The sequence below is a fragment of the Microvirga zambiensis WSM3693 genome (genome assembly GCF_016735695.1).
GTDB lineage: Bacteria > Pseudomonadota > Alphaproteobacteria > Rhizobiales > Beijerinckiaceae > Microvirga > Microvirga zambiensis.
This window is the reverse complement of the sequence record NZ_JAERQD010000001.1, coordinates 312,238-332,177: the sequence shown is the minus strand read 5'-3', so window position 1 is coordinate 332,177 and position 19,940 is coordinate 312,238. Positions and strand designations below refer to the sequence as shown.

General features: G+C 60.6%; 24 protein-coding genes. 21 read left to right on the top strand and 3 right to left on the bottom strand.

The genetic code is table 11. The features are described from left to right. Window positions 1-192 precede the first annotated feature (192 nt). From JKL46_RS01605 to JKL46_RS01545, 13 genes are all read left to right on the top strand, one after another. Complete coding sequence (locus tag JKL46_RS01605; RefSeq protein WP_201829598.1) at window positions 193-669, top strand: hypothetical protein; 477 nt, start codon at window positions 193-195, stop codon at window positions 667-669. After that, window positions 638-2,587, top strand: coding sequence for a phage terminase large subunit family protein (locus JKL46_RS01600; RefSeq protein WP_201829596.1), 1,950 nt, complete (start codon window positions 638-640; stop codon window positions 2,585-2,587). The genes JKL46_RS01605 and JKL46_RS01600 overlap by 32 nt, the downstream gene beginning before the upstream one ends. A gap of 7 nt (window positions 2,588-2,594) precedes the next feature. After that, the gene (gene gpW, locus JKL46_RS01595) at window positions 2,595-2,825 is read left to right on the top strand and encodes a gpW family head-tail joining protein (protein WP_201829594.1); all 231 of its coding nucleotides are present in this window, start codon (window positions 2,595-2,597) and stop codon (window positions 2,823-2,825) included. 71 nt (window positions 2,826-2,896) lie between these two features. Next, window positions 2,897-4,462, top strand: a complete 1,566-nt coding sequence (locus JKL46_RS01590) for a phage portal protein (RefSeq protein WP_201829592.1) — start codon at window positions 2,897-2,899, stop codon at window positions 4,460-4,462. Further along, entirely contained in the window at window positions 4,455-5,744 is a 1,290-nt protein-coding gene (locus tag JKL46_RS01585; RefSeq protein WP_201829590.1) for a S49 family peptidase, read from the top strand. Before JKL46_RS01590 ends, JKL46_RS01585 begins: the two co-directional genes overlap by 8 nt. 39 nt (window positions 5,745-5,783) lie before the next feature. Then, complete coding sequence (locus tag JKL46_RS01580) at window positions 5,784-6,206, top strand: head decoration protein (RefSeq protein WP_201829588.1); 423 nt, start codon at window positions 5,784-5,786, stop codon at window positions 6,204-6,206. A 44-nt stretch (window positions 6,207-6,250) separates the two neighbouring features. Beyond that, window positions 6,251-7,321: a major capsid protein gene (locus JKL46_RS01575; protein WP_201829586.1), complete on the top strand. Its 1,071-nt coding sequence runs from the start codon at window positions 6,251-6,253 to the stop codon at window positions 7,319-7,321. Between the two features lie 50 nt (window positions 7,322-7,371). Then, window positions 7,372-7,767, top strand: coding sequence for a hypothetical protein (locus JKL46_RS01570; RefSeq protein ID WP_201829584.1), 396 nt, complete (start codon window positions 7,372-7,374; stop codon window positions 7,765-7,767). 4 nt (window positions 7,768-7,771) lie between these two features. Next, a complete protein-coding gene (locus JKL46_RS01565; protein ID WP_201829582.1) occupies window positions 7,772-8,161 on the top strand; it encodes a hypothetical protein in 390 nt (129 codons plus the stop codon). Beyond that, the gene (locus JKL46_RS01560; protein ID WP_201829580.1) at window positions 8,161-8,922 is read left to right on the top strand and encodes a hypothetical protein; all 762 of its coding nucleotides are present in this window, start codon (window positions 8,161-8,163) and stop codon (window positions 8,920-8,922) included. Before JKL46_RS01565 ends, JKL46_RS01560 begins: the two co-directional genes overlap by 1 nt. A 3-nt stretch (window positions 8,923-8,925) precedes the next feature. Next, window positions 8,926-9,237: a DUF2635 domain-containing protein gene (locus JKL46_RS01555; RefSeq protein ID WP_201829578.1), complete on the top strand. Its 312-nt coding sequence runs from the start codon at window positions 8,926-8,928 to the stop codon at window positions 9,235-9,237. Window positions 9,238-9,285: 48 nt separating this feature from the next. Beyond that, window positions 9,286-10,824, top strand: coding sequence for a phage tail sheath subtilisin-like domain-containing protein (locus JKL46_RS01550; protein WP_201829576.1), 1,539 nt, complete (start codon window positions 9,286-9,288; stop codon window positions 10,822-10,824). A gap of 30 nt (window positions 10,825-10,854) precedes the next feature. Continuing rightward, complete coding sequence (locus JKL46_RS01545) at window positions 10,855-11,229, top strand: phage tail tube protein (RefSeq protein WP_201829574.1); 375 nt, start codon at window positions 10,855-10,857, stop codon at window positions 11,227-11,229. On the opposite strand, the gene JKL46_RS01540 is transcribed toward JKL46_RS01545, so the two are convergent. Next, window positions 11,226-11,492, bottom strand: coding sequence for a hypothetical protein (locus tag JKL46_RS01540; protein ID WP_201829572.1), 267 nt, complete (start codon window positions 11,490-11,492; stop codon window positions 11,226-11,228). The two genes, JKL46_RS01545 and JKL46_RS01540, sit on opposite strands and share 4 nt — an antisense overlap. A gap of 125 nt (window positions 11,493-11,617) precedes the next feature. Next, complete coding sequence (locus JKL46_RS01535) at window positions 11,618-12,190, bottom strand: Arc family DNA-binding protein (RefSeq protein ID WP_201829570.1); 573 nt, start codon at window positions 12,188-12,190, stop codon at window positions 11,618-11,620. A 66-nt stretch (window positions 12,191-12,256) separates the two neighbouring features. Between JKL46_RS01535 and JKL46_RS01530 the strand changes: the two genes are divergently transcribed. The 6 genes from JKL46_RS01530 (at window position 12,257) to JKL46_RS01505 (ending at window position 16,157) form a co-directional block, all read left to right on the top strand. Further along, window positions 12,257-12,487: an Arc family DNA-binding protein gene (locus JKL46_RS01530; RefSeq protein WP_343073997.1), complete on the top strand. Its 231-nt coding sequence runs from the start codon at window positions 12,257-12,259 to the stop codon at window positions 12,485-12,487. A 30-nt stretch (window positions 12,488-12,517) separates the two neighbouring features. Then, on the top strand, window positions 12,518-13,246 hold the full coding sequence (locus tag JKL46_RS01525) for an antA/AntB antirepressor family protein (RefSeq protein ID WP_201829566.1): 729 nt from the start codon (window positions 12,518-12,520) through the stop codon (window positions 13,244-13,246). Between the two features lie 82 nt (window positions 13,247-13,328). Continuing rightward, window positions 13,329-13,679: a hypothetical protein gene (locus JKL46_RS01520; RefSeq protein WP_201829564.1), complete on the top strand. Its 351-nt coding sequence runs from the start codon at window positions 13,329-13,331 to the stop codon at window positions 13,677-13,679. Window positions 13,680-13,818: 139 nt separating this feature from the next. Further along, window positions 13,819-14,574 (top strand): hypothetical protein, encoded by a 756-nt coding sequence (locus JKL46_RS01515; protein ID WP_201829561.1) that lies wholly within the window; start codon window positions 13,819-13,821, stop codon window positions 14,572-14,574. A gap of 94 nt (window positions 14,575-14,668) precedes the next feature. After that, complete coding sequence (locus JKL46_RS01510) at window positions 14,669-15,175, top strand: hypothetical protein (protein ID WP_201829560.1); 507 nt, start codon at window positions 14,669-14,671, stop codon at window positions 15,173-15,175. Between the two features lie 466 nt (window positions 15,176-15,641). Then, window positions 15,642-16,157, top strand: coding sequence for a hypothetical protein (locus tag JKL46_RS01505; protein ID WP_201829558.1), 516 nt, complete (start codon window positions 15,642-15,644; stop codon window positions 16,155-16,157). Window positions 16,158-17,068: 911 nt separating this feature from the next. On the opposite strand, the gene JKL46_RS01500 is transcribed toward JKL46_RS01505, so the two are convergent. Then, the gene (locus tag JKL46_RS01500; RefSeq protein WP_201829556.1) at window positions 17,069-17,401 is read right to left on the bottom strand and encodes a hypothetical protein; all 333 of its coding nucleotides are present in this window, start codon (window positions 17,399-17,401) and stop codon (window positions 17,069-17,071) included. Between the two features lie 21 nt (window positions 17,402-17,422). Here JKL46_RS01500 and JKL46_RS01495 point away from each other — a divergent pair, with 21 nt between their 5' ends. Both JKL46_RS01495 and JKL46_RS01490 read left to right on the top strand, forming a co-directional pair. Next, window positions 17,423-17,761: a hypothetical protein gene (locus tag JKL46_RS01495; protein WP_201829554.1), complete on the top strand. Its 339-nt coding sequence runs from the start codon at window positions 17,423-17,425 to the stop codon at window positions 17,759-17,761. Between the two features lie 112 nt (window positions 17,762-17,873). Next, window positions 17,874-19,937 carry a phage tail tape measure protein gene (locus JKL46_RS01490; RefSeq protein WP_201829552.1) on the top strand — a complete coding sequence of 688 codons (2,064 nt, stop codon included), beginning with the start codon at window positions 17,874-17,876 and terminating at the stop codon, window positions 19,935-19,937. The last annotated feature ends 3 nt before the right edge of the window (window positions 19,938-19,940 follow it).

Genomic DNA, 19,940 nt, shown 5'->3' with positions numbered 1-19,940 from the left:
TCACTGCGGGCGGCGTCGATCCCGGAATTCCTCTAGTGTTGCAACAAAATTTCAAGGTGAACGATTGTGCCCACGGGCATCAGTCTCAGCGAGTTAGCCAGGCGTCTCGACAGAGCCAAATCGGGTTTGTCGAAGCTCGCCAAGAATGGGCAGATCCCTAGGCAGGCAGACGGTTCTTTCGACGAGGCGGAGGTGCGCACGGCTCTTGAAGCCAATACTGATCCGGCGCGCCGGAAAGTTGTTCACCGTTCACCTGATGATGTGAACAGAGAACGGGGTGAACGCACTCCTGTTGTTCGCACCGAGGATGAGGCGAGGGCAGCAGTCGGTCTAATCATCAAGGTTCTGCGCTCGGAAGGGTCTAGCGTCGAGGAGGATGCCGAGGTCGATTTCGGCATGGCCCGGACGGCAGACACGATCCTTAAGGCCTATGAGCGCGATTTGAAGATGGCCCAGCGGCGCAAGGAACTCGTGCCGCTCACCAAAGTCCAGGAACACGTGGAGAAGGCTTTCATCGGTTTCCGGCAGGTCGTCCAGCGGCTGCCAACGCGCCACGTGGCGGCGATTGCTGCGGAGGTCGGATGTGACCCGGCCATTCTCGATGCGGCGCTCTCGAAAGCCATAGCGGCGGAACTCGATGCTCTCTCAAGCCCGGTGGTCCGAGCCTGACGCAGCCTATGATGGCGCGGAGGCGATCGAGAACGCCATACGCAAGTCACTCCAGCCCGATCCGGTTCTGACTGTTTCGGAATGGGCTGATCGATACAGGATCCTTTCGACCAAGCTTGCCGCAGAGGCAGGTCCGTATCGCACGGATCGAACTCCGTTCCTGCGAGAGGTGATGGACGCTCTTTCACCGACGCATCCAGCGCGCCGGGTCGTGTTCATGAAGGGCGCGCAGGTCGGTGCGACAGAGGCAGGCAATAACTGGCTCGGCTATATCGTCCACTGGTCGCCGGCGCCTGTCATGGGTGTATGGCCGACGGTCGACACGGCAAAGAAGGTTTCTCAGCAGCGTATCGGGCCCCTCATTGAGGACAGTCCGGAACTTGCGAAGCTGATTGCACCGGCGAAGCAGAAGGACAGCGGCAACACGGTTCTGGCCAAGAGCTTTCCCGGCGGCATCCTCGTGATGACCGGAGCGAACTCGGCAGTAGGTCTGCGCTCCATGCCAGCGCGGTACGCATTCTGCGACGAGATCGATGCCTATCCTGGCGACGTGGACGGGGAGGGCGATCCGATCGCATTGGTCGCCAACCGCACGACGACCTTCGGGCGGACGGCCAAGATGTTCCTGGTGTCGACACCAACGGTACACGGGGAGTCACGCATCGAACGTGAGTTCGAGATGTCCGATCAGCGCCGCTACTTCGTGCCATGCCCTCACTGTGAGGAAAGGCAGTGGCTGCAGTTCGAACGGCTCCGGTGGGAGCGCGGACAGCCTGAGACAGTTCACTACGTCTGCGAGCATTGCGGGGCGCTTATCGAGGAACGGCATAAGGCGACGATGCTGCTGGAAGGGATATGGCAGCCGACGGCCGAGCCAAAGGATCCTGGCACGATCGGGTTTCATATTTCGGCGCTCTACTCACCCCTTGGTTGGATGTCCTGGGAGGACATCGCTAGGGAGTGGGAAGCAGCGCAGGGCGACGTCTCGAAGCTCAAGACCTTCAAGAACACTCGCCTTGGAGAGACGTGGTTCGAGCAGGGCGAGCAGGTTGACTGGGAGCGGATCTACGAGCGGCGTGAGTCCTGGAAGCCTGGGACCTTGCCATCCGGTGTCACTCTCCTGATTGGTGCTGTCGACGTTCAGGCCAGTCCGGCTCGTGTCGAGCTTCATGTCTGGGGCTTCGGCGAGGGGCTTGAGAGTTGGGCCATTGATCGCAGAGTCGAATACGGGCAGGCCGATGATCCCAAAACCTGGGAGATGGTCGAGCAGGCTCTCGAAGATACCTGGACCCACGCCTCGGGAGCAGAGCTGAAGCTGGATCTATTGGCCGTCGATACCGGCGACCAGACGACAGCCGTCTACTCCTGGATCTCGAAGCAGGATCAGAGCCGCGTCTACGCTGTAAAGGGCAAGCGGGGGTATGAGATCAACGCTCCGGTCGCGGCACCGACGAACATCCCGTTCGGCACGCGGAAGCGGGCAATCCGTCTCCGGTCGGTAACCGGCGATGTCTTCAAGGCGGAACTCTACAGGTTTCTGGCGCTTTCCCGCCCGACGGATGAGGAGATCGCCGAGAACGGCTTTCCGCATGGCTACGTCCATGTGCCGGACTTCATGGATGCCGACTGGTGCAAGCAGCTGACGGCCGAGAAGCGGATCCGCCGCAGCACTGGCCGGTACGAGTGGAAGAAGGAACACGAGCGCAACGAAGCGCTGGATTGTCGGGTCTACGCCCGGGCGGCTCTGTGGACCATGGGAGTGGCTGCCTGGAAACCGACGAGATGGGCGACGCTGCGTGAAAACCGAGACCTGGACCGCGAACCTGAATTAGCGCCGACGAAGCGCGCGACACCCACGAGCCTGCCCAATCGAGCGCTCATGCGACCCGTAGCTCGGGCCTCTGACCCTTATCTCTGAGAGTGACATGGTGGATATCGTCATCCTGCGGCAACGCCTGACCGAGGCGGAGCTCGCGCTTCATCGCCTGTCGCTCGGCACGTCAGTTGTGTCGATCACGGATGGCGAACGGAAAATCACCTATACCGCCGGCAATATCGGCCAGCTGCGAAACTACATCGACGACCTCAAACGCCAGATCGCGGCGCTTGAAAACCCGGTTGTTCCCCGTCGTGGCCCATTCGTGATCTCGTTCTGATGCAGCCATCTTGGAATCATAGAAGTGCGCCAGGCCTGAAAGCCCGGAGCGTAGGATCTGGCCGCGAGTTGATGGCGGTACCCGAGGTTGAGACCTCGCACCATGCCGCCTCATATCTGGCGAAGGACATGGCGACTTGGCCGTCGTCGCGCCTGTCGCCGGATGCCGCGCTGCTGCCCGAACTCGACACGATCTCCGGCCGCATCGACGACCTCGTCCGGAACAACGGCGTCGCCGCTGGTTCCGAGCGGACGTTCATCGATAATGTCATCGGTCCTCGCATCACCTGCAAGCCGAACCCGGACCGGGTTACGCTGGGCAAGTCGGCCGGCTGGGTCGATGGCTGGGCCCGAGAGGTGGAATCTCTTTTCACCACCTTCACCGACACCGACTGGTTCGACGCCGGTCTGCGTTACAACTTCCACACTTCGAGCCGCTTGCAGGCTCGCACGATCGCGGCCACCGGCGAGGCGCTTGCCTTGCCGCTCTGGACGAAGCGGAATGGATCGCGCTGGAATACCTGCCTGCAGCTGGTCGATCCGGCCCGCCTGTCGAATCCGATGGGCAAGATTGAGAGCGTCAACTTCCGCGGCGGAATCGAGCTTGACCCCGTCACCACGGCGGCGACCGCTTATCACATTCGCAAGTCCCATCCTGGCGACATCTATGGCTTCGGGCTTGCGGGCGGCATCGGCGAATGGGAGCGCATCCCGGCCTACATGCCGTGGGGGCGTCGGCGCGTCATCCACATATATGAGAGCGAGCGCGTAGGGCAGACCCGCGGCAAAGCCGTTGTCACGTCGGTCGCGCGGCTCTTCAAGATGTTCGACCACATGACCCGAGAACACCTCCGCAAGGCGGTGCTGAACTCGCTGATCTTCGCGGGCTTGGAAACCCCGATGGAGGGGCAGCAGATTGCGGACATGCTTGGTCGCGAAGACGATCCGATGGGATACTATCGGCAGTCGCTCGACGAGTGGCGGATCCAGATGTCAGGCGGAACGATAATTCCGCTGCCACCGGGCACCAAGCTGAACACCTTTGCTCCGAACCAGCAACTGACAGAACTAGACAGCTTCGCAACAGTGATGCTGCGGAGCATCGGCACTGGCCTGAACATGCCCTACGAGCTCGTCTTCCGAGACTTCTCGAAGACGAACTATTCCTCGGCCCGGGCCGCGCTCCTCGAGGCCTGGCGCTACTTCGCGTCGGTCCGGCAGTTCCTGATCGATCACTGGTGCGCGGTAATCTACGACCTGTGGTTCGAAGAGGCGGTGAACCGGGGCATGATTCCGGACTGCACGCCAGATGACTACTACGCCAATCAGATCGCATGGACCCGATGCAAGTGGATATTCGCCGGCCGTGGCTGGGTCGACCCGCTGAAGGAAGCCAAAGCCGCCACTGAGCGCCTTAGCAATGGGGTCTCGACGCTTGCCGACGAGGCTGGCGAGCAGGGGCGCGACTGGCGCGAGCAGATCGATCAGAAAGCCCGCGAACTTGCCTACGAGAAAGAGACCTACGAGACCGCTGGTCTGCCATGGCCCCCGGCTCAGAAAGACGATGCCGCCCGGCGGGCCGCGGACGATGCGTTCCTCGCCAATGAAGAGCAGCCAGAGGTGATCCCGAATGCATAACTCACTGCTGGCGAGCTTCGACTTGCAGCCATCGCTGATCGCGGTCGAGATGAAGGGGATGTTCGAGGCCTGCTTGTCGCGGGCCTCTTCCATTTTAGAGAGCATCGAAAAAGCTGAGGCGCCGGCCGTCATGGCCGACGACTTCTGGTTTGACGCCAGCGACTGGCGTTCGGTTTACCGGCCCTACATCGTCAAGGACGGCGTCCTGCTGATCCCGATCAAGGGCGTGCTGCTTCACGACTTCGGCTATCAGCTTGGCTCCTGGGCCACCGGCTACAACTACATCTGGAAGGCATTCGAACGCGGGCTCGCCGACGGCAACGTCAAGGGGATTGCGCTGATCATCGACAGCCCGGGCGGACACGTTGCCGGCAACTTCGACCTGGTCGACAAGATGTTCGCCGCCCGCGGTGACAAGCCCATCCGGGCCTTCGCTGCTGAGAGCGCCTATTCCGCCGCCTACTCGATCGCGTCGGTTGCCGACAAGATCGTGGTGTCCCGCACTGGCGGCGTCGGCTCAATCGGCGTGGTGACGTTCCATATCGACATCAGCAAGGCGATGGATGCCTCGGGCATCAAGATCACTTTCATTCACGCCGGCAAGCACAAGGTGGACGGCAATGCCTATGAGGCCCTGCCGGACGATGTGAAGGACCGGATTCAGGCTCGCATCGACGAGCTGTACGGAGTTTTCGTGTCCACCGTGGCACGGAACAGGGGCATGGACGAGCAGGCGATCCGGAAGACGGAAGCCCTGACGTTCACGGCCACACAAGCACTGTCCAACGGCTTGGCCGACGAAATCGGCTCGCTTGAGGATTCCACGGCTGCGTTTGCGGCTGAATTGTTCCCTGAAACAGAGGATGACGAAATGTCTACTCAGGACAAGGCAGCGGCCGACAAAGCCGCTTTGGATACCGCGCGCGCCGAGGGCCGCACGGAGGGCGAAAAGGCCGGTCGCGAGGCTGGCGTGAAGGAAGGCGCAACCGCAGAGCGGACCCGCGTCAAGGCAATCCTCGGCTCTGACGAAGCGAAGGGCCGCGAAGATCTCGCGAGCCACTACGCCTTCGATACTGACGATGCGCCTGAGAAGGCAATCGCCGCGATGGCAAAAGCTCCGAAGACCGACGCCAAGGGCAAGGAGCCGAACCGCCTGGAGCAGGCGATGGGTCAGACCCCGAACCCGGTCATTGGCGCCGGCGGCGAGAGCGGACAGCGTGATCCCGACGACGTCGAGGGCATCTTCGCCAGCGCCGGCTACGCCCCGCGCAAGGTCGCCTGATCATCCCGTAACGCATCCGGATAGAGGAGACCTCATCCCATGGCTATCGACATCCCGTCCAGCGCCGATACCGCCGGTATCGCCGCCAGCTCGACCGAGAGCATCACGAACTTCGATCCGTTCATCACCGGCGATGAGCCCTCTGTGGTGACGACGGACGAGCTCGTGGCTGCCAGCCAGACCATCCCGGCTCGCACACCGGTTGGCTTCTCGTCTGGGGCTCTTGTCCCGGCCGTGCAGGGCACCACGCAGGCTGTCGGCATCACCGTCGTGGCGGTGACCACCGGCGCCGGCGAGACCACGACCCGCGTGCCGATCTACCGTCAGGGGGTCTTCAACCCCGACGTCATCAACTGGCCGGCCTCCTATGACACCGTCGACAAGAAGAAGACGGCGTTCAACGGCGCTCCGTCCCCCACCAGCATTGTCATCCGCGCGCCCCGGACGATGACCGTTCCGTAGAAACGGCAATCCGGTAGCTCGAACTCAGGAAAGGCGTCACATACATGGCCCTCGATTTCTACACTTCTCGGCAACTCTACAGGATCATGTATGATGATCGCCTGGACGCGCCGACCTCCTACTGGCTCGACCAGTTCTTCCCGGATACGTTCCTCTCGACGGCCGAGGAGATCTACTTCGAGAAGATCCCCTCGAGCCGTAAGATCGCTCCGTTCATGCTCCCCAATGAGCAGGGCAAGCCGATCTACCGCCGGCAGGGCGAGACCCTGCAGTCCTTCAAGCCGGCCTACACCAAGCCGAAGGATGCCGTCCGCCCGACCGAGATGCTGAAGCGCCAGCCCGGCGAGATCCTTGGCATGCCCCAGGTGACCCCTCAGGCTCGCTTCGACGCCGAGGTGATCCGGATTGCGCAGTTCCAGCGCAACGCCATCACCCGCCTCTGGGATTTCATGGCCGCCAAGGCGATCCTCGATGGCGCGGTGACGGTGAACTACATCCGCGACGGCGGCTCTAACTATCCGTCTGTGACGGTGTCGTTCGGCCGCGATGCCGGCCATACGGTCACCCTCGGCGCCGGCGCTCGCTGGGGCGATTCCGGTGTGTCTATCCTCGGCACGATCCAGGGATGGGCCAACACGATGGCAGGAGCTGCGTTCGGCGGCTTCCCGAACCGCATCACCTTCGGTGCCAGCGCGTGGGCCGTAGCCCAGGCAGACACCGGTCTGAAGGACGCGATGGACACCCGCTATCGCAGCCCGTCCGACATCAACCTGAACCGCGGGATTCTCCGCCGCGACGTCGATCAGCCTGCCACCTATGTCGGCACTCTCGGCGCCGGCATCGAGTGCTACGTCTACTCGGGCACGTTCCAGAATGATGATGGCTCGACCGCCAACATCATGGACCCGCGCGATATCGTGCTGTCGGCTCCTGGTGTGGAAGGGGTGCGTGCCTTCGGCGCCATCCTCGACCACAACAACCTGCAGCCGACCGACATCTTCCCGAAGATGTGGGACGAGAACGATCCGCCAGCCCGCTTCATCATGAGCCAGTCGGCTCCGCTGATGATCCCGGTCAATCCGAACCGGACCTTCCGGGCCCGCGTCCTCGCGTAATTGAGGCCGGCGCGGGCTTCGCGCCGTGCCCAACTCATTGGAGAAATCTCATGGTGAAAGCATTCGCGCTTCACGGCGTGTACGTGGTCGCTGAAGCGGCAAAGGTGAGCGAGGATGGTCGTGTCCTCAAGGCGCCAAGAATCAACCAGCACCAGCCTGGCGCTGTATTCGACCTCGATCAGGACGAGTTCGACGAACTCGAGGCTGAAGGCGCCGTCCGGAAGGCATCCAAGGGCGAGGTCGCCGAGGCGCAGGCTGTGGCCGGTGCTTCAGCGTCGGGCCGCGCGCGCCGCTCCGTTCAGCCCACGGGATCCTCGGAGGCTGATCCCCTCGACAGCATGACGAAGGAGCAGCTGCTCGAAGAGGCCAAGACGCGCGGTGTCGACGTGAAGCCCGCTCAGTCCAAGGACGAAATCCTCTCAGCGCTCAAGTCGCCGGCAGAGTAAGCCCATGTCCAGCCTGTTCCGCGAGGCATGGGCTGCGGCACAGCCCACCTTTGACGAGGTGTTCGGCGAGGAGTTCATCCTCCTCGCCCGCACCCGTTCCCAGACCGATCCCGACGCCCGGCAGACCGGCGATGGCTCCCGCCCGCCATTCCCGTTTATCGGCTCCTTCACGGCCGAGGGCGCAATGGCCCGGGCGCAGGGCAGGGGGCGTTCTGGCGAATGGACCGGTCAGTACGTGGCCCAGCCTGCCTACATCAAGGTTGCAACCGTAGCTCTGCCTGATTGGATCGCTTCCGGTGACCAGGCGAAGCGCGTCGCCACCAACGAGACGTTCACCGTCACCAGCGTCGTTCCTGACGACCTCAACACGTCCAAGATAAACTTGAGGATCTGATGAGCCTTGCTCGAACGGCATTGAGGCTGGCTGTCTCGCGCGACCTGCTGGCCGATCCGGTCATTGCTGCGCTCTGCCCCGGCCGAGTGTTTGACAGCATCATGGATCCGCCGACATCAAAGGAATTCCGGCCAACGATTACCGTCACGAGCGAGGATGACAACGGAGAGGCGTTTGACCCCCAGAACGGTGGCATTCCCTTCGACCAGACCGTCGATCTCGTCCTTGAGATTGCGATGGTCGCTCTCGGAAAGGGTGAGGGTGAAACCATCTCAATCGAGAATCCGGTCACGGATCGCGAACTTGAGGCCGCACTGGATCTTATCGAGCATCGTGCGGTCGAGGTCATCACGGTAGGCGAGGGGCCGGCGCTGACCCGCAAGGTGTCTCGCCGAGTGACCAAGTACAAGTCCTCGCGGTTTCCTGACAATGAGAATGGCCTGCGCCTTGCGATCCGAGTTATCACCCTGACCTTCGATATGAAGGGCGAGGACCAGTTGGACGCCACTGTCGTTCCCACCGGCCCATTTGCCAACCTGCCGGATCCGCTGCGCACCGTCTGCCAGCTTCTACCGGCAGGCACATCGGGCGCCGTGGTCTGCCAGATGATTTCCGATGCCCTGCCGCCGGTCGGTGTCGAGTTTTTCGAGGGCGCCGACATCACCATGCGCCCCGATCCCTCCGCGCCTCTGCCGCAGCCTACCGAGGGCGAACCTCATGCGCCGTTCGTCGGCGTCGATGCCACCATCACCCAGGAGTGAGCCATGTCCGACACCGAGCGGAAGTTCATCAAGCCTGCCCGCAAGGGCGCGTCCATCCCGGACCCCGATCGCGGCAGAGACCTGCCTTGGGAAGGCATCGAGGTTGACTGGTCGCCCTATTGGGCAGGCCTGCTCGAGCGCAGCGACATCACCGTGAAGGAGGTCGAGACCGAGCCGGTCCAGGCGAAGCCGAAGGCCAAGCGCACCGCGGCGCCCGCACAGCGGGCCGAGCCCGAGAAGGCCGACGACCGGCCCTCCGTCGATGCTCAGCCGACGTCCGATCCGGAGCCATACTCCGACACCCCCGAATCCTAATCTCCACCGGGCCGACTTGCGCGGCCGTTTCTTCAAGGAAAGACCGCGATGGCTGTCGCTTACAACAACATGCCCGGCGATATCCGCGTCCCGGGCGCCTACTTCGAGATCAATGCCGGCATCCCGCCGTATTCTGGCACCTCCCGCACGCTACTCCTCGGCCGCAAGCTCGCCGGCGGCTCGGCGCAGCTCGGCATCCCGATCAACCTCGGCGCCGGCGACCCGAACTCGCTCTTTGGTCCGGGTTCGATGCTGGCCGAGATGGCGATCATCGCCCGCTGGCACAATCCGAACGGTGAGATCTGGGCGCTTCCGGTCACCGACCCGTCAGGCACCGCGGCCACAGACACGATCGCCATCACCGGCACGGCGACGGCGGCCGGCACCCTGGTCCGCTACATCGCCGGTGAGCGCTACTCGGTCGGTGTTGCCGTCGGCGACACCGCAGCGACCGTCGCCGCGGCTCTGAAGGCAGCCATCGACAAGGGCTACACGAAGTACAACCGCGCCCAGCTGGCACCTGTCACGACCAGCGTCGCCACCGGCACGATCACCCTGACCGCGCGCCATGTCGGCACGGAGGGCAACTCCATTCGCGTCGAGGCTGGTCTCGACGGCAATGAGGTTGATCCGGCCGGTCTGACGGTCACGATCGCTTCTGCCACTCTCACCGGTGGCACCGGCGACGTAGATCTGGCGACGGCTCTGGCCGCCCTCGGCGACCAGCCCTTCGATCACATCGGTGGGCCGTACTCTTCGACCGCGCAGCTCAACGCCGTGCGGCAGTTCCTGTCCGACAGCGGCTCCGGCCGCTGGTCGCCGACAGTCGGGTTGTACGGTCATTTTTTCACGACCAACAGCGGCAATCTCTCGGCTCAGACCTCTCTGGGCTCGGGCCGCAACGACCCGCATGTCTCGATCCTGGGACTGAATAACTATCCTCAGGCTCCCTGGGCTTGGGTGGCTGCTCTGACGGCGGTGGTCGGGTTCTCGAAGAACCTCGGGCGCTCCGTTACAGAAGCCGTCGAGATTGCGCGCCCGCTTCAGACGCTCGTACTTCAGGGGCTGCGCGGCCCGAAAAGCGTCTCCGATCAATGGAAGATGGCGGACCGGGACAGCCTCTACCGGAACGGCATCTCGGCTGTCGTCTTCCGCGCCGACGGCCAGGCGGCCTTGGATCGCGTGGTCACCACCTACCAGACCAATGCCTGGGGCCAAGCCGACACTACCTTCCTGGATGTGGAACCGGTCTACATCGCCGCCTACGCTGCCCGCTACTTCAAGCAGCGCATCCTGGCGACCTATCCCCGGTCGGTGCTGAAGGACGAGAACCCGCGCTCTGTGCAGGGTGTCACGACGCCGGCGCAGATTCGGGCCACGCTCATCCACGCCTATCGGGAGATGTTCGACGGCGGCCTGGCCGAGAAGCCGGAACTCTTCGCAGAATACGTAATCGTCGAGCGCTCGGCCGATCCGAACCGGGTCAATGCCTACATCCCCTTCGACGTGGCCAACCAACTCCGGGTCTTCGCGGCGAACGTGACCATTTTCCCGGAACTCAATGACCAGATCGCCGCTCTTCAGTGAGCGGCCCCCTCTCGTAAAAGGAATTGAGCCGTGGATACAAAAGGCGGACGAGCCAGCTTGGAAATTAACGGTCGCATCTACTCTGGGCGCGGCGAGGCAACGATCAATCCGAGCCGGGTCGGGATCACGGCTGAGGCCAATTCGGACGGTACGGGCTACCGGACCGTTCAGCCCCGGCTGGCGACGCTCGAACTCTCATTCGATCGCGGGATCGGTTTGAAGTGGGATGAGGCGATGTTGTTGCAGGAGGTCAACGTCACGTTCATCGAGACGGACAAATCCGGGGCAGCCAAGACCCACCTTTTCACTCGCGCCAGCTTCGTCGGTGATGGTGCCGCGATCAACACGGCAACCGGCGAAGTGTCCGGTATTAGCATCGCCACCGACAGTTACCAGGTGGTTTAGGGGGCGAAATACCTGAGCAGCCCAGCGGCTGCCATGACCGCAACCACAAATGCCAAGAGTTGGAGCGTTGTCGGGAGGTTGGATACACGCCCCTTTACCTCGGCCAGATCGGTGGCAGACGCCCGAATTTTCAGTTCGGCTTCGATGGAGGCAAGGTGAACTTCGGTGTTGCGGCGGAAATCGCCTACGGTCTCGATGAGCTTGTCCAGCTTGCCATCGATCTTCTTGAAGTTCTCTTCCAGGGCTGTGACGCGTGCTTCCATAGGGTCAAATGTGCTCCCGCCACCGCCTCCTGACAAGGAGGGCTCGCCAGATTGGGGGTGATCGTCTCGGTTCCGGATCGGTGAGGACATGTAATGGACGTTCCCGCTGGTTTGAGGTTCCAGGCTCATTTCTTCTCTTTGGCAGGTCTTTTGGCGCCGACGCCCCCACCCAGCTTGCGAGCGGAGGACCGGGCTTCTTCCTGGTCCTTTTCGTATCCCGGGACATCTATCTGCACTTGGCGCTTCACGTTGAGGGTGTCCGGAACTTTCTCGGAAGAGGGTTCGTCGACATTCGCATCATGGAGCCGGCTCTTGGAAGGGGTGACCTCGACGTCCTGGAGGCGGCTTGAGGCGGAGGATCTGCTCTTAACTGGTAGTTTCGTGATCGCCTCTCGCAGAGCCTTGTGGGCGTTCTTCTGCATCTGGTCGATCTCTTCCAGACGGGTGAGCATATGCAGGACGAGGTCTTCATGAGCCATACCGGCAAGCTCATCGAAGGACTTGAAATTCAAGGACTCCTCAAGGCGAGCAACGACCTCAGCATTCACGCTTCGCTTATTCTGCTCGGCAGCTTCCTTTAGGCGCTCACGCATGCCTTCGGGGAGACGGACGACGATCTTATCGAGGGAACGGCTGGGGAAATCTTCACTCATTGCGCGAGCATATTGGCTAATGGCCAGCAAGAAAATCTTGGCCACTGGCCAACAATCGGTTGACAATGATGGCCAGTGGCCCATAGTAAGCAACGTAGGCCACTGGCCAGCATGGAGAAGGAGATGAATGCAACGGCGCCAAGCAGAGATCTGGACAAATTAGTTGTCCGATTGCCGGATGGTTTTAGGCACTGGCTTAAAGATCAGGCTGACCGGAACGGCAGTTCTCAGAACTCGGAAGTGATCCGGTCTATCCGCGAGAGGATGGATCGAGTGGCGGCGGGGGAAGGCCCTCGACAAGCATACCCCGCCGCCGAAACCCAGCCTGTTAGCGCAGGCTGACCGTCAACCCTGGTTATGTGAGAACCAACGATGACTGATGATACAGATAATCAATTCCCCATCGTCCGTGAAGGGGCGATTGGCGGCAATATCATCCAGACCGTTAACGCCCGCGATTTGCACCGCTTCCTGGAAGTTGGTCGGGATTACACCACTTGGATCAAGGATCGCATTGCGTCCTACGGCTTCGAGCAAGACGTTGATTTCGTTGTGATTGAGGCCGCTCCCCAAAACGGGGGAGCGGGAAATCGTGGGGTCAAAACCGAGTATTTTCTTAGCCTAGACATGGGCAAGGAACTCGGGATGGTCGAACGCAATGAGAAGGGTCGCCAGATCCGGCAGTACTTTCTTGAGTGCGAGCGCCGCGCCAAAGCCAATCCAATGGCGGCGGCTCTCAACGACCCGGAGTACCTTCGCAAGGCGCTTCTAATCAACGTCGAGAAGGTGATTGCCCTTGAGGGACAAGTTGCCGAAGCCAAGCCGAAAGTCGAGTTTTACGACCAGTTCGCGAATGCAGATGGTGTCTACGGTCTTCAGAACGCCGGCCGCGTCCTCAAGCAGCCGCCGAACAAGTTCATCGACAGCCTCAAGCGGAAGTACCTCTTCTATCAAGGCGGAGCCCTGGTCCCTTACCGGACCTATGTCGAGCGCGGCCTCTTCACCGTGAAGATGGAGATGGTGGAGGACAAGGCCCGATACCGGACCTTCGTCACGCCCAAAGGCATCCAGTTCTTTGCCGATCAGCTCGGCCTGAACTGACCCCTTAAATCAGTCGGCCCCCGAAGGTGTAGCAGCACCGACGGAGGCCTTACCGAAACGACGATCAATGGAGTGATCGGCGATGGCTGAAGTTATATCTACGACACGTCGGGCGTTTTTTGTAGGGGCGGCTGCTGCGATTGTTGCCACAAGCGTTGCAGGAGCCTCTGTTGCAGCCGCTGATCCTTGCGATTGGTGGACGCCTGAGATGTGGGACTGGGCGGTCGAAGGAACGTTGGATCAGTATGAGCGCTTCGGGGTGAGGTTCATCCCGCAGCCCAACGGCCAAATGCATCAGTCGATTAGTGTTTGGGTCGACAGCCCGTACGACCATGATGCCGTGACCAAGCTCAATGAGACATTGAGATCTAACCCTAAGCTTAGGGAAGCCGTCTTTGCGCGGGTCCGCGAGATGTACGGTCTGGCCGCCTAACTCGATCACAAGACATTTGAGAATTCCCTCGCTGCCATGAGGGATGAGCGCGACACGGAGCTTCATCGGCCCCGGCGTCGTGAGAACGACCCCCGATGCGCTCAGGGCTTGGCAGGCCGGGCGCCGATGGAGACATGATATGGCTAAGAAGCCCACCGAAACTGCCGAAGTTACAATCCAGCCGCTCCGCCGCGCATCGGTGAAGCTCCGGATCATCGGCGTGACGCCGCTCTTCCAAAACCGTATGGCCAACAAAGCGAAGCAGCAGCTTTTGGTTGGTGGATCGAAGAAAGGTAAGGCCGACCGCGTTCAGATTAAGCACAATCCGCTTCAGGAGTATCGCGACAGCGCAGAGATCCTTCCGAGCGGCCCAACTGCTCTTGGCCTGCGCGTCACGGCCGTGAAGGCGGCAATGGCAACGGCAGCCCTCGAAACTCCCGGACTAACCAAGTCCTCAGCGCAGCGGCTCCTGTTCATGCCGGGCGATTTCGTCCCGCTATACGGTACGCCTCAGCTTCGGATGGATGTCGTTCGAAGTGCTGACATCAACAAGACGCCGGACGTCCGTACTCGTGCATTCCTGCCCAAGTGGGGTGCCGAAATCGAAGTCCAGTTCATCACGCCGCAGTTGTCGGTATCGTCGGTCGTAGCGCTTCTCTGCAATGCAGGCGTCCTGATCGGTGTCGGTGATTTCCGGCAAGAGAAAGGCAAGGGCGCTTTCGGAAGCTTCCGAGTGATCGGTGAGGGCGAGGAAGACGCTGAATGGGATGCTCTGGTTACAAACCATGGTCGAGCCGTGCAGGAATTGGCGCTGAACGAGCCGGACTATGCTGACAAAGATACCGAAGATCTGATGGAGTTCTTTCATTCTGAAGTGAAGAGACGCGCAGCCTAAGCAGTTAACTTGGCACGGCAGGCGAGGCGTGGAAAGGCCGGGCAGGTCGCGTTGCGGCTAGGCTTGGCAGGCTCATCCGACAAGGAATGGAAGCATGACTAGGTTCACCAAGGAACTTCGGCAGCAGATCGTCAAGGAGTTCGCGCTTCGTCACAACGGAGTGTTCAACCCAACTCTCTTTCTTGAACATGTACGAGAGACAGGTCCCGAGCATCCAGCCTTCGAATGGTTCGAGTGGGATCAGAACAAGGCAGCGCTAAACTATCAAATTGAGCAGGCACGCAGCTTTGCTCGCGACCTGCGGGTCAGCTTCACAGTCGAGGAAGTAGGACGAAGTGAGCCGGTTCGGGTTCGACAGGCGGCAATGCCTCTCGTGCTCAGTCCGATGGAGGGCCGAAAGGACGGCGGGGGTTATGTTCTCGTCAATCCCGACGACCCAGCGCACATGATCGAGCATTGTCAGCAGGCCGCCATTGCACTTCGGGCTTGGCAGAACAGATATAAGTCAGCGCTTCTCCACGCAGGAGGATCGCCGGAAACTTTAGAAGAAGCCATCAGGCAGCTTGAAGCAACCAAACCTCAGCAACTGGCGGCAGAGTAGAGTAGCGCGGAGCCGATTGCCCTAATCGGCTGGCGAGGATCACGGCAGGGCAGTCAAGGTATGGTGTGGTGAGGCGGCGCAGGGCTCGGACGGGCACGGCAGGGCAGGCTAGGTCAGGCGAGACAAGGCATGGACAGGCGCGGCGGGGCTGGGCAGTCATGGCACGGTATGGGACGGCACGGCGAGCTGAGTTGCGGAACGATGGGGCGAGGCAGGCGAGGCATGGTCGAGCAAGACTAGGCTAGGTGAGGCCAGGAATGGCCGGCATTAAAGACGGGATGATCTCTATCGTCATCCCGTCTCTGCCTAGTTACTTTTTCTTCCCGCCGCCAGATGGCTTCGGGGTTGTTGGCTTAGGAGCCGGACGGGGAGTCGAAGCCGTCCCTCCCTTCCGCGTAGTACTACCGCTCGGGCCCTTTGATCCGGTTGGCGGCTTTCCTGGAAGCGCCTGTACAGAGGTATGCATATGTCGATCCATGAGAGTCTGTCGAAAGCCGACAAGGACACGCTAAAAGAGATCTGCCGCAACGCGGAGTCGTATCTCTCGGCGCAGTTAACGTCGGCTCTGGCAGCCAACCAGCGGGCCATGACCTTCACTGGACTGCTGGCTGCCGCAACGGTGGTCCTTGGCGGCGCCGGCGGAACACTCGTTCTCAATCACAAGGACTGGCTCCTGGGCTCAGTCTGCTTCGGCATAGCGGCCGCCTTTCTGCTGGCTATGGCGATCGCTATGCACGTCGCTAAACCCATTGGTTTCGAGTTCGTCGGCAATTCCCCTGCTCAGTGGGTTGCCGACGTCGAGAATGGGACTAGCCTTGAGGCATCACTGGCAGAGCAATGCCATCACTATGCTGGCATGATCGACAGCAACAACACCTGCATGGAGTTGGGCAATAAGAAGCTGATCATCGCCATGCGAGTGGCTTGGGGAAGCCTTCTCGTCGGCGGGATAGCAGCTCTCGTCCTGCTGTGGATGAAGTAGGGTTCCGTAGCACGTCCTTCACTCCACTAGGATATGATTTTGAGGAGTTTCTGCGCCCGCTTGGCCGAACTATCTCCGCCAAGTCTCGAAATCTCGGTTGCGAATTCCCGAACAAGCGCCGCCTCTCGGCTGGTCCGCGAGATGCGCGCAAGGGCACCAGCGGAGGAATCGAAGGTTGACCGTTCATTCTCAATCTCAATTCGAGCCAGATCGCGGTTCCAGGTTCTCTCTCGCGATGGACCGGCGAGCTTAGAGCGCTGGTCAACAAATCTCAGAATGATTTGAACTTCGTCCTCTGACAGTTCGTGGTCAGACCGCGCGATCCACGTTAATGCTCGCAGTCCAGGTCTAACCCGGGCCATGATTGCTTCGTGATCTGGATCAGGGAGCGTCGCCGGGTCGATAAAAGCCGAGAAGTGTGAGACAGGATCAGCGATGGTCCCAAGGTCTGTATGAGACAGAGATAATATTCTATCAACTCGGAAAGTGCGCTCTGACCCCCGATAGAAACAGTGACAGATCGCGTAGAGATTGCCGGAATATTGCTCCGCTCTCTTGAGCTTGAACTCGCGTCGAGTAACCACGCCATCTACGTCGCCATACTCCATAGAGTATGTGTCTGACCTTGGTGGTCGGTTTGTTAACGATTGCGGGCCTTGTGTGTTTAGAGGTGGCTTAATGGCATGCTTGTCAAGCAACTCATGCCGCACCGGCGGCAGAGGCTTAGACGAGTATCCTGTCTGTTCTCCGGTGAAAGAAGATTTATTCTTGGTTCGAGTTCTCCACGCTGCTGCAATAAGAACGATTACGCCTAGGCCGAAAAGCCACTCCATGACATGCCCCCATATCTGAAAGTGCTAATAAAAGGCGCAAATGCCGGGGAGTCGATTCAATCTTTAGGATCGTGCAGTCTACCTCACTCGCTTCATTGTAATAGTTCCGCGACGCCCGGCCTCTGCAAGTTGAAGTGAACCATCCTCAAGGATGTGGGCAACGAAGTTCTTTGATCCAATAGAGAAGGTAATACTTTTCGCCACCACGCTTTGGATCGTCAAAGAGCCAGCAATTTTAGTCCCACCATCTACGTATGTCGCGGTACTGTTGGACGAATTGTAGGACATTGCTACCGGATTTACCGTCCCTTGCCATTCCCCGTTGAGGGCTTGGCCAGCCTCCTCAACAGTGAATCCCATGAGTGCCACGCCAGCGAGAGCCGCCGTGGCCGTAAAAGCCTTCTTACGCATTCCCACCCCTTGGAAAGACACATGACAGAGCCGAAGGCAGGTAAAATCTCCTCAAATGCCGATGGAAGCAAGACCGTCCGTCTTGATGTGCCCCTGACAGGGCATAGCGGTCCCATCATCCAAGTGACCATCAGGCCGCCGACCTATGGTCTTTTCATGCGCCTCGGTGATCCCACTGTCCTAGTCTATGGCCAGGGGTCGGCGGTACCGATGGAGGCGATGGACGTCATCAGGGAATATGCTGAAGCCCTGATCGACACCGATCCTCTGCTTCTGGAAAAGGCTTCGCTCGCGGATGCCATGGCGATCCGGGACGTGATCAAGAGTTTTTTTCGTACAGCGGGCGAACCTACGATCTGATTGCTGATCACTTCGTCTTCCGGCTCGGTCGGCCCTTTGGTGAGATCGAGGCGATGACCCTTGACGGTCTGATCAAATGGCGCGTCCGCGAGATCGAGCACAGTAAGCGCAAATGACCCGAACCATCAAAGCAGAAGCGGTCATCTCGGCTCGGGATGCGACCGGGCCGGGGTTCGCTTCGGCCACCGCGAAGGCGAAGCTGCTTGAGCGCTCCCTGAAAGGGGTCGAGCGCGCCTCAGGTGTCTTCTCCCGGACAGGCGATCTGAGCCGCGGGCCGGGCATGCTGGCCGCCCAGTTGGTGCGCGCTGATCGTGCCATCACGGCCTTCGCCGGCGGTCTGGCTGTCGTGGCAGGCGGCGCGGGCGTTGCGGCCTTAGGCTCTGGCCTGATCGCCAGCGCCAACGCGGCCAAGGATTTCGAAACGTCCCTGGCTGATGTGCGGAAGTACGTCACCACGACGGACGAGATGGACTTCAAGAACCTCCGGCAGGAGATCCTTGACCTTTCGAGGGAGATCGAAAGCGGGGCAAGCCCCGAGGCGATTGCAGCTGCATTTGCTCGCGGCGGGCAGTTGGGTATCGAGCGTGGAGATCTCAAGCAGTTCGCTCGCGACACGGCAGAGGTAGCGGTCGCCTTCGACATGACGGAGGAGGCGGCAGCCTCGGCGATGGCCAAGACGCGGAACGTCCTGCAGTTGACTCAGGGAGATGCTCGGAAGCTGGCAGATGCCGTGAATGCGCTGGCCGACGCTTCGGTCTCGGGCGAGTCTGATATTCTCGGGTTCCTACAGCGGACCGGCGGCCAGGCGAAGATGTTTGGCCTTCTCGGCACGCAAACGGCGGCCCTGGGATCGACGCTTCTATCCCTTGGCATGAGTGAGGAGGTCGCGGCTACAGGCGCCAATGCGCTCTTCACCAAGCTCAGCACAGTCAGCAAGTCATCCCCGAAAGTGCAGAAGGCCTTCCGAGGACTGGGCTTGGATGTAAAGAAGTTTGACAAATTGATGAGGAAGGATGCGCAGGGCGCGATCCTCATGTTCCTCGATGCGATCGAAAAAATCCCAGAGAAGGATCGGATTGGAAAGCTGCTCGAATTTGCTGGGGCCGAGTACTCCGACGATATCGCCCGCCTTGCCGGCTCGGCAAAGGAGTACCGCCGTCAGCTGGAGCTAGTCGCCAAGGAAGAGAACTACGCCAATTCGGTGTCCAAGACCTTCAGTCAACGGGCGCAGACAACTGACGCTGCCCTTCGGCGATTAGGCACCAACGCCAAGATCCTCGGGATTTCGATCGGTGACGGTTTGTTGCCCTATATCAACAAGGGCGCTGAAGGGCTGATCAAGTTCATTGAACGAATGAACCGTGGCGAGACGGTCTTCAACGATTGGGCTTCGGACTTCGAAGCCCGCGCCAAAGGCTTTGCCAAGGGCCTGGGCTACGACAGTCTCGGCGCGGCACTGGAAGACCTGAGCAAGAAGTTCACGGCCCTTACGTCTGCGGCTTCCGGTGAGGATGCTGGCGATAAAATGGGGCAAGCTTTTGCTCAGGCGCATACTCAGGCGCGAGAGTTTCTGGACACGCTGAACAAGATCAGCGCATGGTTCGATTTTGTCACCAAGACTGGCCCCGATGCTGCGAAAGCTGTTGAGCAAAAACTCAACGAAAACGCCTTAAATCTCAAGGAAGACGACACCAAGAAGCGGGCCTGGATGAAGGGCCGGATGGAGGCGATGTTCGGACCTGGGGCAGGGGACTGGATACGGGACAGGCCGCTGTTCAATACCGGGCCGAATGATCCTTGGGTCAAGGAGAATGCCAGCAAGCCGCTGACATTCAGGTCTGATCCGAACTTCGATACGGCCTTCAACCGGAACCGTCGCCAGCTGCGGCAGGCGGCCGGGCCGTCCGGCAACTATCCGTATTATGCGGGTGATATGACCCGCGAGGCTCCGCCGCTGGTTGCTCCAGCACTCACGGCGGCAGATCTGTCTGGGAAGATTACGGCCGAACTGACCGGGACCATTCAGGCATCGGTTACCGTCCGAACGGAGCCGACACCGGATTTCATCTCTCGGGTGACTTCGATGGCGGTGAAGGCGACCGGACCGATCCAAGCGAGGGTTGGAACGAACGCCCCCATGGACAGCACTCGTTCATTCAACCCTTCGGGTCGTTAAAGC